The sequence below is a fragment of the Arthrobacter sp. R4-81 genome (assembly GCF_054792365.1).
On the sequence record NZ_CP096445.1, the window covers coordinates 751228 to 768305 of the forward strand.

Consider the following 17078-nt stretch of genomic DNA (forward strand, 5'->3'; position numbering starts at 1 on the left):
ATTGTCATAGGGGCTCATGGCCCGCGGCCTTGGATGTGTGGACGAATCCCGTAAGACCGAGTAAGACACAGTAACTGGTCTCAGCTAGCCTGGATCCGGCCCCTGCCGAAAACCTATGTCCGCAATACTCGCTCAAGTTAGAGTCCGTTGCCGAAGGGGCTAGCTGTTTGTGGCTATTCGTGTCGGCAAGCCGTTGGTCTCTTCACCGCGGGGAGCGGCGGTGGTACTGCGCACGACAACGTGGGTGGGCAGCTTGAGTGCCAGGTCAGGCTTTTCGCCGCGTAGAAGGGCTAGCAGTAAGTCTGCGGCCTTGAGTCCCTGCTCTCGCACAGGTTGCCTCACTGTTGTGAGGTCGACGAGTTCTGCCAGCGGGTTGTCGTCGATGCCGATGACGGAGATATCTTCGGGCACACGAAGTCCGGCGCGCCGGATGGTGCGAATGGCACCAAGGGCCATCTCATCGGAATGGGTCAGCACGGCGGTGGGTGGCTGGTGCAGGCTGAGGAGCTTCTCCATGGCTTCGGCGGCCGGGACGCCACCCCAGGCAGTCGTGAGGACGAGGTCCTCGCTGACGGGTACGCCGGCGTGGTCCATGGCGTCGTAAAATCCGGCGGTGCGTCCATAGCGGGCAGGCAGGTCCGTGCGGTCGGGGTCGACGGCGTTGATCATGGCAATCCGCTGGTGACCCAGGCGAAGCAGATGCTGTGTTGCCTGGCGGACGGCTGCCGCATCGTCGATGGAGACGTACGGATAGGCCGCGTCCTGGCCTCCGGCAGCGACGATGGTCACGCCCATCAATTCCAGGCGTTGCCTTTCATGGTCGGTGATGGGGACTGCGACCACAACGACGGCATCGACTTTGCGGCGGGCAGGGAGGATCTCGAAGAACTTGTGGCGGCCTTCGGGGTCGCCAATGTGGTAGAGCAGAACGTCGTGTCCGGCCTGTCTGAGAACCTCTTCAAGACCGGTGACGATTTCCCCGAAATACCACCGGTCGATGTGGGGGACCACCAAGGCGACTCGTCGTGTGTTGCCGGTTGCCAGCCCTGTCGCCTCAGGGGAGGCGACGTACTCCAGTCGGCGCGCGACGTCCATAACGTGCTGCCTGGTAGATGAGGACACGCCGTAGGCGCTGTTTAGTGCCCGTGACGCCGTGGAACGTGAAACTCCGGCCTCCCGGGCAACGTCGTCGAGACCTGAGGCTTTGTTGGAGTGCATGTAGTAAGTGTAGAGCCTTCGGAAGCGCTTCCTAAATTAGCAGGAAAACTAAAATCCTTGTGATTGCAGGAAATGCGATGTTTCCAGCCAGACCGAAATTCTAGGGGGTTGACACAGTGGTCATGTGCCGCGCATCATGTTCGGAAGCGCTTCCGAAGATGGCGGTGCGTACAACTGGAAGGAAAGCTCAATGACTGAGCAACTTGCACAAGGTCCACTCCGCACCGCTGGGATGAAGTGGCTCGGGGTCGGTGTCTCCGCCATTTTGGCTGTGGCGGCGCTGGCGGCATGCGCACCGCCGGGCTCCGGTTCGCCGGCACCCTCTGAGGCGGCCCCGACCAATGTTTCAACTGACCTTGGCAGCGAGCCGATCGAATTGACGCTGTACGACGGGGCGGGTCTGAAGGCGATCGACGAAGCGCTGATCAGCGCGTTCACTAAAAAACACCCGAACGTGACTATCAAGGGCCGGTACGATCCGGACGACGTTCAGGCGCAGAACGCCCCGCGCGTCCTGTCCTCCAACGAACCGCCGGACATCGCACGGGTGATTGCCCTGTCGGACGTCGTCCAGGACAAGCTGCTTACCAACCTCGACGCGTATGTCGACGCCTACGGCTGGGATCAGTTGCCAGCGGGCCAGCTCGCCCAGTACCGGGTGAACAAGGATGGAGTGCGGGGCGAAGGCTCCCAGTACACAGTCGCCAGCGGCTTCACGGTCACGGGCCTTTACTACAACAAAGACTTAGCGAACAGGGTCGGCATGGCCACGCCCCCAAAGACCTTGGAAGAGTTCGAAGCGCTGCTTGCCAAAGCCAAGGACGCAGGACTTGTCCCGATAATGGCCGGTAACCAGACAGGTGGCGTGGTCTTCCCTCTGCAGATGCTGCTCAACCAGACCCTAGGTGCCGAGAAGATTAACGATTGGATCTTCCACGCACCCAACGCGACGATTAACACGCCCGAGGCCACCGAGGCGGTCACAAAGATCAGCGACTGGGCCAAGGCAGGTTACTTCCCGGCGGATACCAACGGCACGGATGCCACCCAGGCAGTGGGCCGCTTCGCCAAGGGGGAGGGCCTGTTCCTCGCCAGCGGCAACTGGGACGCCGCTGCCCTGGAAAAGCAGATGGGCGATAACGTCGGGTTCTTCCTTCCCCCGGCCAGCGATGGCGGCAAGCCGGCCACAATGTCCGATCCCGTATCGAACTTCGGCATTCCCGCCCGGGCGGATAAAAAGGATGCTGCGGCAGCGTTCCTGGACTTCATGCGCAGCGGCGAAGCCCGGCAGGTCTTGGTTGACGCCGGATTCGCGCCTTCGGGTACCGGTGAGACGCCGGCCACCAGTCAGGGTTCGGTCAAGGCGCAGGTCCTGGAAGCCTTCACGCAGCTGGTCGAAGCTGATGGTCAGGTCCAGTTCGTCCAGAACGCCACGAACGGGATCAACTCGGCCTGGAATCCGGAGGTCCAGCGACTTGTTGCCGGCTCCACCACCGCTGAGGCCCTGCTGGCGGCCGTCCAGAAGAAGTACGAGGAAGAACTCGGCCGATGAGTTCCCTCGATGGTTCTTCAGGACCCCTGCAGGGTCTCACGCTCCCGGCCCCAGTCACACGGATGGGGGCGGTGGAGGTCAGCCCCCGGAGGTCACGGCGCAGAAATTGGGGCGGCTGGCTGTTCGCCCTCCCGGCGGCCATCTTCTATGCGGTATTCGTGCTGCGGCCGCTAACAGCATCAATCCAGTACTCCTTCTATGACTGGGATGGGATTACCCCGGCGACCTTCGTTGGCCTGGAGAATTACGCCCGGGTCTTCACTGACCCGCAGCTCTTGTCCTCGATCGGTAATGCCTTCTTCCTGGTCATCTTCTTCACCCTCGTCCCTGTCTCGGTCGCCCTCCTGGTCGCGGGGCTGATCCGGGAACTGCGCAGCCGCGCACTGGGCAGGCTCGCCCAGACCCTGCTGTTCATCCCCTACGTCATCCCGGCAGCTGCAGCCGCTATCGCCTGGAGCTGGATGTACGCCACCAACGGAGCTGTTAACCAGCTTCTAGGTGCCATAGGCCTGGAATCAATGGCCCGCGCCTGGTTCGGCGATCCGACCTGGGCACTACCGGCGGTAGGGCTGATCGGCACATGGATCAACCTTGGCTTCTGCACGATCTTGTTGATGGCAGGGATCGGCAAAATCGATGAGTCCTACTACGAAGCGGCCAAGCTCGACGGGGCCGGGTTCCTCCAGACCTTCCGCGCGATCACCCTGCCCGGGCTGAGGCAGGAGATCGGGGTATGCGTGACCATCACAGTCATCGCCGCTCTGGCCAGCTTCGACATCGTCTTCATGTCCACTCAAGGCGGGCCCGGCTACGCCACCATGGTTCCCGGCGTGCAGGTGTACGAGCTCGGCTTCACCGAATCCCGCATCGGCCTCGCCTCCGCCCTTGCGCTTGTCCTCAGCGCACTCGTGCTGGCCGTGATCCTGCCCCTCCAACGTCTCTTCAGGGAGAAGTAACCGTGCAAACGTCCAAGAGCACTCAGATCCCCGGCGTGGCCCTGCTGCTGCTGGCCATGCTGTTCTCCATCTTCCCCCTGCTGAGCATGTTCACCGCGGCCCTTCACCCCCAAGGGACCGCACCGGCGGGGATCAGCTGGCCCCCTGATCCCCAATGGCACAACTTCATCGACGCCTGGAACGTTGCCAACATCACCACACTGGCCGGTTCCAGCCTCCTGCTTGTTCTCGGCGTCGTGCCCATCGCGGTCCTCATCGCCACGATGGCCGGATTCGCCCTGGGCCAACTGCGCATCCCCGGCGGGACAATCCTGTTCGTCCTCTTGCTGCTGGGCCTGACCCTTCCCTTCGAGGTCACCATCGTGCCGCTCTACTACCAGATTCGGGACATGGGCCTGCTCAACACCCGCCTCGGCCTGATCCTGCCCCTGATCGGTCTCAGCATGCCTTTTGCTGTCTTCTGGATGCGGGCACACTTCCTCAACACCCCACAGGAGCTCACCGAGGCGTCCAGCCTTGACGGAGCCAACCAATGGCAATCCTTCCGGACAATCCACCTGCCTCTGGCCCTGCCCTCGATCGCCTCGCTGGCGCTGTTGCTGTTCATCTCCACCTGGAATCAGTTCCTGCTGGCAATTGTGCTGTTGGACGACCCGGAGAAACGGACGATGGCAGGAGCCCTTCAGAACTTCGTCGGTCAATACTCCACGGATATCGTGCTCCTCAACGCCGGCGCGCTGCTGATCATGACACCCATGATCCTCGTGTTCCTGTTCTTCCAGCGGCACATCGTTAAGGCCATGCTCGCAGGCTCAGTCAAAGGCTGACCCGGCAGAAGAGCCAACCCGCCTGCCAGCAATTAACCATCTGTCATTCGCACCTTTACACCCTTCGGAGTCTTCATGCCCTCTTCACCGGCCGTTCCCCACGCCACCATCGACCCCGACTGGTGGCGCAACGCGGTGGTCTACCAGATCTATCCGCGCAGCTTTGCTGATTCAAACGCCGACGGGATCGGGGATTTGGGAGGGGTGCTGGACCGATTGCCGTATCTGAGCAGTCTCGGCATCGACGCGATCTGGCTCAGCCCGTTCTACCCCTCGCCCCTGGCCGATGGCGGCTACGACGTCAGCGACTACCAAAACGTCGACCCCAGGCTCGGCACGCTGACGGATTTCGACAAGGTAGTCGCCGCCGCCCACGGCCTCGGCATCAAAATCATCGTCGACGTCGTCCCCAACCACACCTCCGACCAGCACCCCTGGTTCCAGGAAGCTCTCGCCGCCTCGCCGGGCTCACCGGCCCGCGACCGCTACATCTTCCGTTCCGGCACCGGTCCGGACGGGACAAATCCGCCGTCGAACTGGGTCTCCCACTTCGGCGGCCCGGCGTGGGAGCGGCTTGCCGACGGGCAGTGGTACTGCCACCTCTTCGCCAAGGAGCAGCCGGACCTGAACTGGGGCAACGACGAGGTCCGCGAGTACTTCAAGGACACCTTGCGCTTCTGGGCTGACAGAGGCGTGGATGGGTTCCGCATCGACGTCGCCCATTCCCTGGCCAAAGACCTCTCCCACCCATTGAGGGACCAGCCCAACCTGGACCGGCTGCTTCCGCTGGACGGAACCGACCCGCTATATGACCGGGAAGAGGTCCACACCATCTACGAAGAGTGGCGGCAGGTCTTCAATGAGTACGATCCGCCGCGGATGGCTGTTGCCGAAACCTGGTCCCCGGCGAACGAACGGACCTACCTCTACGCCCGGCCCACAGAGCTGGGGCAGGTCTTCGATTTCTCCCTGCTTAAGTCCGCTTGGAACAGGGACCGGTTCATGACAGCGATCAGCCAGGCCGTCGCCGGTCACAATGGAGCGGGCGGAGGACTGACCTGGGTGCTGTCCTCCCACGACGTGCCGCGCCACGCTTCCCGCCTGGCCCTGCCAGAGGACACTGATCCGGACGAGTGGCTGATCAGCGACGGCCGCCACCCGATGCTGGACTCCCAACTGGGACTGGACCGGGCGCGGGCGGCAACCCTGATGATGCTGGCGCTGCCAGGATCGCCCTATCTCTACCAAGGTGAAGAGCTGGGCCTTCCGGAAGTCCCCGATATCCCGCACGAGGCACTGCAGGACCCGGTGTGGCACCGCACTAATCACACCCTTAAGGGCCGTGATGGAGCCCGGGTTCCCCTGCCCTGGAAACGCAACGGGTCCTCCTATGGATTCGGCGACGGCGGAGCGTGGCTGCCCCAGCCGCAACACTTCGCTGAGCTGTCCGTTGAAGCCCAAGACGGAGAGAGCGGATCCACCCTGGAGATGTACCGGCGGGCGCTGCGTCTTCGCCGCCAGCACGCCGGTTTGAGCGGAACCAAGATGAACTGGGCGGACGTTCCCGACGGCATCCTGGCGTTCGACCGCGGTGCAGGACTGCGTTGCGTCGTCAACTTCTCCCACGAGCCCTACCCGCTCCCGGAACAGGCAAAAATCCTGATCGCCAGCGGCTCCATCAACGACCGGAAGCTGGCCCCCAACCAGGCAGTATGGATATCCAACTCATGACCCACCCACCCCCGAAGATGAAAAGGCGCGACCCGTGACAATCGACAGCGACTTGGCAATCTCAATCACCGCCACCGATCCAACCAGCATGGAACGCCAGCTCGAAGAAGCAGTGGCCGAAGCCAGGACACGGGCAAGGCAGGAGGGGCGGCAGGGAATTCTGGTCACACGCCGCAGCTACAACTCCTTCACCGTCTCTCTCAGCGATACGGTGCCCTTCGGCCTTACCCGCGAACATCAAGAATGGTGAACTGACCACGCCTGCTCGACGGCCCTGCCATGCCCCAAGGATAGGCTTATTCGATTTGCGCCGGCCAGGCTTGACGAAGTCCAGTGAATGAACCCATCCCACTTGGGTTCAAAGAACAGGTGGACCGGTAAGGGCTTGAGCAGGTTCCGATTGAACGGTTGCGGCCGACGAGCTTCGGAGCGAGCAGTTTTGGAGAAGCAGCCAGGGGAGGCCGCTGCCTAGAGTCAAAAGCATCACCCGCTCACTCCATAAAGGACCTGATATGACCTCCATCGAATCCGTGACCCTCGAAGTATCTGACCCCTCTGCCGCCACCGGTTTCTACGATGCGGCCTTCGGATTGGGGGAGAGATTGCGCGTCCGGGCCTCAGATGCCAGCTCCACCGGCTTCCGCGGGTACACGCTGTCGCTCATCGTGTCGCAGCCGTCCACGGTCAGCAGCCTGATTGACTCTGCAGTTGAGGCCGGCGCCACCACACTGAAGCCTGTCAGCAAGTCGCTGTGGGGCTACGGCGGCGTCGTCCAGGCTCCCGACGGCGCTATCTGGAAGGTCGCGACGTCGGCCAAGAAAGACACCGGGCCGGCCACGCGGGAGGTCGACAAGATCGTCCTCCTTATGGCCGCCACTGACGTTGGCGCGACCAAGCGGTTCTACCTCGACCGGGGCCTTGCCGTCGGGAAGAGCTTTGGCAAGTACGTCGAGTTCGCGATGCCGTCGAGTCCCGTCCAACTGGGGCTCTATGGGCGCCGCGCCCTCGCGAAGGATGCCGGCGTCTCTCCTGACGGCGGCGGATCGCACCGCATTGCCATCAGCAGCAACGCCGGCCCGTTCACAGACCCGGACGGTTTCGCCTGGGAGCCCGTGTCTATGTAAGGCTGATCGGGGCAGGGCGGCACCAGCTCCTTGTTTTCCGCGGCGTATTCGGACATTCGCTACCGTGGTCAGGGGTGCGATCGTCCGAAATCGCCGCGCAGCCCACCAGCACCTCTGCTCGCCGCGAAATCCCAGCTCTCCCTCAGGAATCCGGTCGTAAACTGAACTCCGAATCTCTTCGCGTGAGTTGGTGCCGTGCATGCTCTGGAAGTTGCTCGTTGAATACCTGAAGCCTCATCGGCGGCTGCTGTTCGCCGTCGTCGTCTTCCAGCTGGCGCAGTCCATCGCGTCCCTGTACCTGCCCACCCTGAACGCCGACATCATCGACCGGGGCGTGGCGAAGGGGGACATCAACTACATCCTGTCGATGGGCACCGTGATGCTGCTGATTACGCTGCTGCAGATCGTCTGTGCGGTGACGGCCGTGTACTTCGGGGCGAAGGCAGCCATGGGCGTTGGGCGGGATCTCCGCGGGGTGATCTTCACCAGGGTGGGGGAGTTCTCCGAGCAGGAGGTCACGCGTTTCGGGGCACCGAGCCTCATTACCCGCTCCACCAACGACGTCCAGCAGGTCCAGCAGCTGGTGCTGATGTCGGCAACCCTGATGGTTACTGCGCCCATGCTCAGCATCGGCGGCGTGATCATGGCGGTCCGGCAGGACGTGCAGCTGTCCTGGCTGATCGCCGTGAGCGTCCCCGTGCTGCTGATCGGCGTGGGGCTCATTGTCACCCGGATGATCCCGCTGTTCCGCAAAATGCAGGTCAGGATCGACGCCGTTAACCGGGTGCTGCGCGAACAGCTCACCGGCATCCGCGTGGTCCGCGCCTTCGTGCGGGAGGACATCGAGAACGCACGCTTCGCCAGGGCCAACGACGACGTCACCGATACCGCCCTGCACGCCGGACGCCTCATGGCACTCATGTTCCCCGTGGTGATGCTGGTCCTGAACGTCTCCAGCGTGGCCGTGATCTGGTTCGGCGCGTTCCGGATCGACGACGGCTCCATGCAGGTGGGCACGCTGATTGCCTTCCTCAGCTACCTCATGCAGATCCTGATGTCCGTCATGATGGCCACGTTCATGGCCGCGATGATCCCGCGCGCGGCCGTGTCCGCAGACCGGATCGGCGAGGTGCTGACGACGGAATCGAGCGTGCGGCCGCCGCTGAACGCGGTCGGCTTTGCTGTTTCTCTGGATGGGCGGGGACACGGTGAGTTGGAAATGCGCGACGTCGGATTCGCCTACCCGGGTGCCGAGCAGCCGGTCCTCAGCGGCATCAGTTTCACTGCCAGGAGCGGGCAGACGACGGCGATCATCGGCAGTACCGGCGCCGGCAAGACCACCCTGGTGAACCTCATGCCCCGGCTCTTCGACGCGACGAGTGGGTCTGTGAGGATCGACGACGTCGACGTCCGCGAGCTGCACCCTGACCTGCTGTGGGGCCACATCGGCCTGGTCCCACAAAAGCCCTACCTGTTCTCCGGAACCGTGCGGAGCAACCTGCTGTATGGAAAGCCCGACGCCACCGAGGACGAACTCTGGCAGGCACTCACTACCGCCCAGGCGCAGGACTTCGTCCAGGGGATGGAAGGCGGCCTGGACGCGGACATCTCGCAGGGCGGCACCAACGTATCGGGCGGCCAGCGGCAGCGGCTCGCCATCGCCCGGGCACTGGTGAAGCGGCCGGAGCTCTACATTTTTGACGACTCGTTCTCCTCGCTGGACACCGCCACCGACGCCCGGCTCCGGCAGGCGCTCAAGCACAACACGTCCGGGGCCACCCTGGTGATCATCGCCCAGCGGGTCTCCAGCATCGTCGACGCGGACCAGATCCTGGTGCTCGACGGCGGCAGGATCGTCGGGCAGGGAACGCACGACGAGCTGCTGGAGACGTCGGAGACGTACCAGGAAATTGTGAACTCGCAGCTGGTAGTGGAGGATGCGGCATGAGCGGCGCCGGAACGCCGACGGCGGCTGCCTCCAGCCCGACCCGCGTGCCGCGCCCTGCGGGAGGACCAGGCCGCGGCGGACCCTTCGCTGGAATGAATATCCCTGCAGAGAAGCCGATGAACTTCCTGCCGTCAGCCAAGCGCCTGCTGGGGACGCTGCGCCCGGAGCGGCTGTGGCTGGTGCTGGTTCTGGTGCTGTCCGTCGTCGGCGTCGCGTTCTCAGTGATTGGGCCGAGGCTGCTGGGCGAGGGCACCAACCTGATCTTCGCCGGCGTCGTCTCCAAGGACCTTCCCGCAGGCGCCAGCAAGGCGGACGTCATCGCCGGATTGCGTGCGTCCGGCCAGAACCAGCAGGCCGACATGCTCAGCGCGATGCCGCTGACTCCCGGCGTCGGGATTGATTTCCAGGCGCTGGCCACCGTGCTGCTGTGGGCAATGGCGCTGTATGTGCTGGCCTCGGCGTTCGGCTGGGCGCAGGCGTACATCCTCAACGGCGTCGTGCAGCGGACGGTGTACCGGCTGCGGGAGCAGATCGAGGCGAAGATCCACCGCCTCCCGCTGCGGTACTTCGATTCCATCCAGCGTGGTGAGCTGCTGAGCCGGGTGACCAACGACGTCGACAATATCTCCCAAAGCCTGCAGCAGTCGATCAGCCAGGTGGTCACGTCCCTGCTGACGGTGGTGGGCGTGCTGGTGATGATGGTGCTGCTTTCGCCGACGCTCGCGGTGATTGCGCTGGTGACGGTGCCGCTGACGCTGGGGATCACGGCGCTCATTGCCAAGCGCTCGCAGAAGCTGTTCGTGGCGCAGTGGAAGAACACGGGCGAGCTGAACGGCCAGATCGAGGAGACATATACCGGGCATGCGCTGGTGAAGGTCTTCGGGCGGCAGCGCGAGGTGGACGAGCGGTTCCGGCAGAAGAACGTGGAGCTGTACCAGGCGAGCTTCGGGGCGCAGTTCATCAGCGGGCTCATCATGCCGGCCATGACGTTCATCGGGAACCTTGTGTATGTGGGGATTGCCGTGGTGGGCGGGCTGCAGGTGGCGTCCGGTGCGATGCAGCTGGGCGACGTGCAGGCGTTCATCCAGTACTCGCGGCAGTTCACTATGCCGCTCGCGCAGCTGGGGTCGATGGCGAACCTGCTGCAGTCGGGGGTTGCCTCGGCGGAGCGGGTGTTCTCGTTGTTGGATGAGGACGAGCAGTCGCCTGATCCTGCTGACGCAGCGGCACCGGATGGCAAGCGGGGGCGGCTCGTGTTTGAGGATGTGTCCTTCTCCTATTCGCCGGAGAAGCCGCTGATCTCTTCGCTTTCGTTGGTGGCTGAGCCGGGGCAGACGGTGGCGATTGTGGGCCCGACCGGGGCGGGCAAGACGACGCTGGTGAACCTGATGATGCGGTTCTATGAGATTGATGCGGGGCGGATAACGCTCGACGGCGTGGATGTCACCTCGATGACGCGGCACGAGCTGCGCTCGTGGATGGGGATGGTGCTGCAGGATACGTGGCTGTTCGGCGGGACGATCCGGGACAACATTGCGTACGGCAGGCCGGAGGCTTCGGAGGCGGAGATCCTGGAGGCGGCGCAAGCGACGTATGTGGACAGGTTCGTCCGGTCCTTGCCCGAGGGTTACGACACCGTTTTGGACGACGAAGGCTCGAATGTTTCGGCGGGGGAGAAGCAGTTGCTGACGATTGCCCGGGCGTTCCTGTCCCGGCCGTCGGTGCTGATCCTGGATGAGGCGACGTCTTCCGTGGACACACGCACCGAAGTGCTGGTGCAGAAGGCGATGAGTGCTTTGAGGTCAGACCGTACTTCGTTTGTCATCGCGCACCGCCTGTCCACAATCCGCGACGCAGACCTCATCCTGGTGATGGAGGCCGGGCAGATTGTGGAGCAGGGGACCCACGCAGAGTTGCTAGCTGCAGGTGGGGCTTACGCGCGGCTGTATGAGGCGCAGTTCGCGGCTCCCGTGGCAGAGGTTTGAGCGCTGGCATCCCTCAGATGAGCGTATGCCTCAAGCTCAATGCTGCTTCCCTTTGAGTTCAGCTATTGCACTACTGTCCATCTAGCGAAACAGTGATCGTGCCTTCCATGATCGCTTTCACCCTCTCGACGTATTGCCAGCAGAACTCCCGGTAATGCAATTCATATTCTTTGAGCTGTCCTTGAGCTTGCAACGGGAGAGTGAAGTACTGGCCATGTTCCAGAATTGTGGCACCTTCGGAGGTCTCCCGTAGAAAATCACGTCCTCGTGCAGACGGATCTTCGGTAGCTCCGATAGAGCGTGTGACGGCTAGCTCGAACGGAATCTCTTCAACAACCTCAATAGCCGAGACTTGTTCCAGACCGTCACGCATCGAGATGAAAACCTGAATCTCGCGGACGTCGTCGCGGCTTGGCGAACTGAATCCTCTGACAATGTCAGGATCAACGAGAATTGCGTTTTCGGCAGGTTTGATGAGTTGCCAGACTTGCCTCCTCGAGGCGGCGATTGAAGTTGATGCTGATACATAGTGAACGACGTTATCGATAGGGACGGCAGGAAGTGGCACTTGGCGCCTTTGAAACCACCCACTCATGAATAGCTCACCCCACGGCTGTCACGGAGTTCACTCACAGGTAGCTTTTCACGCTCGCGCGGAGTGCTTCGGTGTGTTCGTAGATCTCCTCAAGCGACCCGATGGGGACGCGGGTTTCTTCTTTGTCAGCGTCGAATATCCCAATGTACTTCTGGGTGCGGTTGAAGTGCAGTCGAGCGATCGGCTTGCGATTGTTGTCATCGAGGAGCACTGCGAAGTAGGACTTGGCATCGCGCTGCACTACCCGTGCGGGCTTGACTTCACTGCAAACGATGGCGCGAACGATCTGGTAACCCTCGATTTCCTCCAGAGTCGTCTCCAGACCATCCGCCTCGGCCAAGTCTGCATCCGCGACAGGAGCGCTTGTAACGCTTGCGGCTGCCGCGGAGTCTTCAGCCTGTGGGAAGCCTGGAGCTCCGAGGGCTTTCTTGAGTCGCTCGTTAACCTGGTCGTTGAGGAACTGCTTGGAAGCTTTGGTCACCAGTGCCGTGAACTGTTCTCGAACCTTCTGTGTGTACGGGCCAGGATAAACGCGGCCGGTTAGGAATTTCACCCATTCGTCCTCTGGTTCCTTGAACTGAGCGGCGAGGGTTCGCTTCAGTTCGCCGATGTACTTCAGTTCGCCAGCGGCACTGATGATCGAGTCAAGGTCAAAGACATCCTTGGACAGCTTCTGGAGTTCAGGAATGAGCGACTCGTCGATGTCGTTCAAATCCAGGACCAGGAAGGGCTTGGCGTCCATGCGATTCGGGGCGTCGAGGTCTGTGAAGAATTGGTAGACCTCGCCGTTTGTAAGGATGGCGATTCGAGCGTTCGTCACAGCGAAGTACCGGAAGAGCTGGGAGGCGTGCTCGATTTTCACCGGCTCTGTCGACTTCTTACACTCAATCAGGATCTGGACCACGCCGTCCTTGACGATGGCGTAGTCAATCTTTTCGCCCTTCTTCAACCCCACATCCGCGATGAATTCCGGCACGACCTCCATAGGGTTGAACACGTCATAGCCCAGGATTGTTGAGATGAAGGGCATGACAAAGGCGTTTTTTGTTGCCTCTTCCGTTTGTATCACTCCTCTCTGCTGGCGCACCTTTGCTGCCAAAGCCGAGAGTTTTTCTGCAAATTCCATTCGTCCCCCTTGAAAAATGTTGTGTTGCCAACCGTAACGCAGCACAAGGACAAATTTGAGGGAATCACTCGACCTAAATTTGTAACTCCATCGGAGTGCAACTCGGGCTGGAGAGCCCGGGCAGACGGTAGCCTTTGTGGGACCGACCGGGGCTGGCAAGACCACCCTGGTGAACCTGATGATGCGGTTCTATGAGATTGATGCGGGGCGGATAACGCTCGAAGGCGTGGACGTCACCGCGATGACGCGGCACGAGCTGCGCTCGCGGATTGGGATGGTGCTGCAGGGTACGTGGCTGTTCGGCGGGACATTTCGGGACCTTGAGATCCGCCAGCGATAAGTGATTGTTCGTGCCCCGGGCCGACTGCAAGAACAGCCGGCCCGGACGCATCCGTCAGCGCAGGTCGAAGCGGTCCAGCTCCATGACCTTCACCCAGGCGGCCACGAAGTCGTTGACGAACTTCTCCCGGCCGTCCTCGCTCGCGTAGACCTCGGCCAGTGCCCTGAGCTGGGAGTTTGAACCGAAGATCAGGTCTACGGGCGTGGCGGTCCATTTCAGCTCCCCGGTGGCGGCGTCGCTGATCTCGAAGACGTTCTCCTCGCCCTCCGACGCCTTCCACTTGGTACCCGGGGAGAGCAGGTTGACGAAGAAGTCGTTCGTCAGCACCTGGGGCCGGTCGGTGAGGACACCGTGGGTTGAACCGCCGACGTTGGTTTCCAGGGCGCGCATGCCGCCGACGAGCACCGTCATCTCCGGAGCGGAGAGGTCCAGCAGGTACGCCTTGTCCAGCAGGAGGGTCTCCGGCTGGAGTTTCTCGCCGGGGCGCACATAGTTGCGGAACCCGTCCGCCCGCGGCTTCAGGTACTGGAAGGACTCGACGTCGGTCTGGTCCTGCGCGGCATCAGTCCGGCCGGGCCGGAACGGCACGGTGACGGCGAAACCGGCGTCGCTCGCGGCTTTCTCCACCGCCGCGCAGCCGCCGAGGACGATCAGGTCTGCCAGCGAGACCTTCTTGCCGTTGGTCTGGGCGGAGTTGAACTGCTGCTGCACCGTCTCAAGCGCCTGCACCGCCGTCGGAAGCTGCTCGGTTTCGTTGATCTCCCAGCTCCGCTGGGGCTCGAGCCGGATCCGCGCACCGTTGGCGCCGCCGCGCCGGTCCGTCTTGCGGTAGGTGGATGCGGCTGCCCAGGCAGTACCGGCGAGCTGCGAGACTGAGAGGCCGGAGTCCAGCAACTGCGCCTTGAGCGAGGCGATGTCCTCCTGGTCGATCAGCTGGTGGTCTACCTCCGGGACAGGGTCCTGCCAGAGCTGGGCCTCCGGGACCCACGGCCCCAGCATGTGCGGGCCCACAGGTCCCATGTCGCGGTGCAACAGCTTGTACCAGGCCTTGGCGAAGGCGAGCTGGAACTCATCAGGGTTCTCCAGGAAGCGCCGCCCGATCTCCTCATAGACCGGATCGAAGCGCAGCGACAGGTCTGTTGTCAGCATGGTGGGCCGGTGCTTCTTCTCCGGGTCATGCGCATCCGGGATGATCTCCGGGGCATCCTTGGCAACCCACTGGTGCGCGCCCGCCGGGCTCTTGACAAGCTCCCACTCGTTTTCGAACAGGATCTCCAGGAAGCGGCTGCTCCACTGGGTGGGCCGGTCCGTCCAGGTGACTTCGAGGCCGGAGGTGATGGTGTCGGGCCCCTTGCCGCTGCCATACGTGCTGATCCAGCCAAGGCCCTGCTCCTCCAGGTTCGCGGCCTCCGGCTCGGGGCCGACGTGCGCATCGGCCTCGCCGGCGCCGTGGGTCTTGCCGAAGGTGTGCCCGCCGGCAATCAGCGCGAACGTTTCTTCGTCGTTCATCGCCATGCGCTTGAACGTCTCGCGAATGAATGCTGCCGCAAGTTTGGGATCCGGATTGCCCATCGGCCCCTCCGGGTTGACGTAGATCAGGCCCATTTCCGTGGCACCCACGTCCTCTGACATCTGGCCTTCACCGATGTAGCGCTCATCGCCGAGCCATGCGTCCTCCGGCCCCCAGAAAATCTCTTCGGGCTCCCACACGTCCTCGCGGCCGAAAGCGAAGCCGAAGGTTTTGAAGCCCATGGACTCCAGTGCCACGTTTCCGGCGAGGACCAGCAGGTCGGCCCAGGAAAGCCTCTGGCCGTACTTCTGCTTCACCGGCCACAGCAGCCGCCGGGCCTTGTCCAGGTTCGCATTGTCCGGCCAGCTGTTGAGCGGCGCGAACCGCTGGCTGCCGTCCCCGGCCCCGCCGCGGCCGTCATGGACACGGTAGGTGCCGGCTGCATGCCAGCTCAGACGGATCATGAGGCCGCCGTAGTGGCCGAAGTCCGCAGGCCACCAGTCCTGGGAGGTGGTCAGGACCTGGGTGATGTCCTGCTTGAGCGCCTCGACGTCGAGCTTCTGGAACTCCTCGCGGTAGCTGTACGTGGAGCCGAGCGGGTTGCCCTTGGGGTGGTGGGTGTGAAGCACGGAGAGGTCCAGCTGGTTCGGCCACCAGTCCGCGGTGGTCCGGGGCCGGTGCCCCTTGGGCTGCGGCGAGTCGATCGCCGGGTTTTCACTCTCGCTGCCATGCGAGGTCACGCTGCCATGGTCCACGGGGCATCCACCCCCAACCTTGCTGTCAAGGCCTTGGGCGCTTCCGGGAGTGGGGACCGGGGGATGTTCCTGGTGATCGGTCATGTGCTTCCTTCCATTCGACCGAGGCCGTGGTCGGACTCGGGCAGCCGGTTCAACCTTCCCATTTGACCATAGACAGCTCTAGCCGAAAACCTGTTGACACCCTCGAGTGTCGGTAGCATACTTGAATCGCAGCAACTAATATATCAACAGGATATTAGCCAACAGCTAGGGGGAAACGATGATCGACGTTCTGACCCGCTCGCTCGCAGAGACCGGTCCTGCGATCCGTGCCGCGGATTACCTCTGGCGCAACCTGGACCCGAAGAAGTCATAAGGACGGTGTGGTCCGTCAAAGCCATCAACGCCGCCCGCCTTGCCCTGCACGGCGACGGAAGCCACAAGGGATCCCTCGACAAAGAGACCAGCCTGTCCAATCGGAGAAAGAAATGACCCTGAAACGACTCCCGTACGAGCACATCGCCGTTACGGGCAGCAGCCGTGTCAAGCGCGGCATGGCTGAGATGCTCAAAGGCGGTGTCATCATGGACGTCGTCAACGTCGAACAGGCCCGCATCGCCGAAGACGCCGGTGCAGTGGCCGTGATGGCGCTGGAACGCGTTCCGGCCGATATCCGGGCCCAAGGCGGCGTATCCCGCATGTCCGATCCGGACATGATCGACCAGATCATCGAAGCTGTGTCCGTGCCGGTCATGGCCAAGGCCCGCATCGGCCACTTCGTCGAGGCGCAGATCCTGCAGTCCCTTGGCGTGGACTACGTCGATGAGTCCGAGGTCCTGACCCCGGCCGATTACACCAACCACATCGACAAGTGGAACTTCACGGTTCCGTTCGTGTGCGGTGCCACCAACCTGGGTGAGGCACTGCGCCGCATCAATGAGGGTGCTGCGATGATCCGGTCCAAGGGCGAGGCCGGCACCGGCGACGTCTCCAACGCCACCGGCCACATGCGCAAGATCCGGGCCGAGATCGCTAAGCTCGCGGCCCTGCCCGAGGATGAGCTCTACGTCGCGGCCAAGGAACTGCAGGCCCCGTATGAGCTGGTCAAGGAAATCGCGACCACCGGAAAGCTTCCCGTGGTGCTGTTCACCGCCGGCGGCATCGCCACTCCGGCGGATGCCGCGATGATGATGCAGCTCGGCGCCGACGGCGTGTTCGTCGGTTCCGGTATCTTCAAGTCCGGCAACCCGGCCCAGCGTGCCGCCGCCGTCGTCAGAGCCACTGCCTATTACGACGACCCCGACGTCATCGCCAAGGCCTCCCGCGGCCTGGGCGAAGCCATGGTCGGCATCAACGTGGACGAAATCCCGCAGCCGCACCGCCTCGCCGAGCGCGGCTGGTAAAGCAACTAAAACCGCCGCCACGACGC

Annotated in this window: 13 protein-coding genes and 1 pseudogene; 10 read left to right on the top strand and 4 right to left on the bottom strand. The window is 62.9% G+C overall.

Annotated elements, in window-relative coordinates; all coding sequences use genetic code 11:
* Nucleotides 1-159 precede the first annotated feature (159 nt).
* Complete coding sequence (locus tag M1E05_RS03585) at nt 160-1218, bottom strand: LacI family DNA-binding transcriptional regulator (RefSeq protein ID WP_461164444.1); 1059 nt, start codon at nt 1216-1218, stop codon at nt 160-162.
* Between the two features lie 190 nt (nt 1219-1408).
* Between M1E05_RS03585 and M1E05_RS03590 the strand changes: the two genes are divergently transcribed.
* The 8 genes from M1E05_RS03590 (at nt 1409) to M1E05_RS03625 (ending at nt 11341) form a co-directional block, all read left to right on the top strand.
* On the top strand, nt 1409-2770 hold the full coding sequence (locus tag M1E05_RS03590; protein WP_461164445.1) for an ABC transporter substrate-binding protein: 1362 nt from the start codon (nt 1409-1411) through the stop codon (nt 2768-2770).
* Nucleotides 2767-3726 carry a carbohydrate ABC transporter permease gene (locus M1E05_RS03595; protein ID WP_461164446.1) on the top strand — a complete coding sequence of 320 codons (960 nt, stop codon included), beginning with the start codon at nt 2767-2769 and terminating at the stop codon, nt 3724-3726. Before M1E05_RS03590 ends, M1E05_RS03595 begins: the two co-directional genes overlap by 4 nt.
* 2 nt (nt 3727-3728) lie before the next feature.
* Nucleotides 3729-4553: a carbohydrate ABC transporter permease gene (locus M1E05_RS03600; protein WP_461164447.1), complete on the top strand. Its 825-nt coding sequence runs from the start codon at nt 3729-3731 to the stop codon at nt 4551-4553.
* Between the two features lie 75 nt (nt 4554-4628).
* Nucleotides 4629-6284 carry a glycoside hydrolase family 13 protein gene (locus tag M1E05_RS03605; protein WP_461164448.1) on the top strand — a complete coding sequence of 552 codons (1656 nt, stop codon included), beginning with the start codon at nt 4629-4631 and terminating at the stop codon, nt 6282-6284.
* A 34-nt stretch (nt 6285-6318) separates the two neighbouring features.
* Nucleotides 6319-6534 carry a hypothetical protein gene (locus M1E05_RS03610; protein ID WP_461164449.1) on the top strand — a complete coding sequence of 72 codons (216 nt, stop codon included), beginning with the start codon at nt 6319-6321 and terminating at the stop codon, nt 6532-6534.
* A gap of 262 nt (nt 6535-6796) precedes the next feature.
* A complete protein-coding gene (locus tag M1E05_RS03615; RefSeq protein WP_461164450.1) occupies nt 6797-7408 on the top strand; it encodes a VOC family protein in 612 nt (203 codons plus the stop codon).
* A 199-nt stretch (nt 7409-7607) separates the two neighbouring features.
* Nucleotides 7608-9356, top strand: coding sequence for an ABC transporter ATP-binding protein (locus tag M1E05_RS03620; RefSeq protein WP_461164451.1), 1749 nt, complete (start codon nt 7608-7610; stop codon nt 9354-9356).
* Complete coding sequence (locus M1E05_RS03625) at nt 9353-11341, top strand: ABC transporter ATP-binding protein (protein WP_461164452.1); 1989 nt, start codon at nt 9353-9355, stop codon at nt 11339-11341. The genes M1E05_RS03620 and M1E05_RS03625 overlap by 4 nt, the downstream gene beginning before the upstream one ends.
* Nucleotides 11342-11411: 70 nt before the next feature.
* On the opposite strand, the gene M1E05_RS03630 is transcribed toward M1E05_RS03625, so the two are convergent.
* Both M1E05_RS03630 and M1E05_RS03635 read right to left on the bottom strand, forming a co-directional pair.
* On the bottom strand, nt 11412-11909 hold the full coding sequence (locus tag M1E05_RS03630) for a hypothetical protein (protein ID WP_461164453.1): 498 nt from the start codon (nt 11907-11909) through the stop codon (nt 11412-11414).
* Nucleotides 11910-11970: 61 nt separating this feature from the next.
* Nucleotides 11971-13062: a type I restriction endonuclease gene (locus M1E05_RS03635; RefSeq protein WP_461164454.1), complete on the bottom strand. Its 1092-nt coding sequence runs from the start codon at nt 13060-13062 to the stop codon at nt 11971-11973.
* A 112-nt stretch (nt 13063-13174) separates the two neighbouring features.
* Here M1E05_RS03635 and M1E05_RS03640 point away from each other — a divergent pair.
* Nucleotides 13175-13381 (top strand): annotated as a pseudogene (locus tag M1E05_RS03640) (ATP-binding cassette domain-containing protein); the annotation flags it as partial.
* A 75-nt stretch (nt 13382-13456) separates the two neighbouring features.
* Here M1E05_RS03640 and katG read toward each other — a convergent pair.
* Nucleotides 13457-15751, bottom strand: coding sequence for a catalase/peroxidase HPI (katG, locus tag M1E05_RS03645; protein ID WP_461164455.1), 2295 nt, complete (start codon nt 15749-15751; stop codon nt 13457-13459).
* A gap of 386 nt (nt 15752-16137) precedes the next feature.
* Between katG and pdxS the strand changes: the two genes are divergently transcribed.
* Nucleotides 16138-17052 carry a pyridoxal 5'-phosphate synthase lyase subunit PdxS gene (pdxS, locus tag M1E05_RS03650; RefSeq protein WP_461164456.1) on the top strand — a complete coding sequence of 305 codons (915 nt, stop codon included), beginning with the start codon at nt 16138-16140 and terminating at the stop codon, nt 17050-17052.
* Nucleotides 17053-17078 lie beyond the last annotated feature (26 nt).

What these genes read in the sequence shown, in the direction of transcription:
- M1E05_RS03585 (WP_461164444.1), bottom strand. Translation starts at nt 1,218, where the DNA reads ATGCACTCCAACAAAGCCTCAGGTCTCGACGACGTTGCCCGGGAGGCC.
- M1E05_RS03590 (WP_461164445.1), top strand. Translation starts at nt 1,409, where the DNA reads ATGACTGAGCAACTTGCACAAGGTCCACTCCGCACCGCTGGGATGAAG.
- M1E05_RS03595 (WP_461164446.1), top strand. Translation starts at nt 2,767, where the DNA reads ATGAGTTCCCTCGATGGTTCTTCAGGACCCCTGCAGGGTCTCACGCTC.
- M1E05_RS03605 (WP_461164448.1), top strand. Translation starts at nt 4,629, where the DNA reads ATGCCCTCTTCACCGGCCGTTCCCCACGCCACCATCGACCCCGACTGG.
- M1E05_RS03615 (WP_461164450.1), top strand. Translation starts at nt 6,797, where the DNA reads ATGACCTCCATCGAATCCGTGACCCTCGAAGTATCTGACCCCTCTGCC.
- M1E05_RS03620 (WP_461164451.1), top strand. Translation starts at nt 7,608, where the DNA reads ATGCTCTGGAAGTTGCTCGTTGAATACCTGAAGCCTCATCGGCGGCTG.
- M1E05_RS03625 (WP_461164452.1), top strand. Translation starts at nt 9,353, where the DNA reads ATGAGCGGCGCCGGAACGCCGACGGCGGCTGCCTCCAGCCCGACCCGC.
- M1E05_RS03635 (WP_461164454.1), bottom strand. Translation starts at nt 13,062, where the DNA reads ATGGAATTTGCAGAAAAACTCTCGGCTTTGGCAGCAAAGGTGCGCCAG.
- katG (WP_461164455.1), bottom strand. Translation starts at nt 15,751, where the DNA reads ATGACCGATCACCAGGAACATCCCCCGGTCCCCACTCCCGGAAGCGCC.
- pdxS (WP_461164456.1), top strand. Translation starts at nt 16,138, where the DNA reads ATGACCCTGAAACGACTCCCGTACGAGCACATCGCCGTTACGGGCAGC.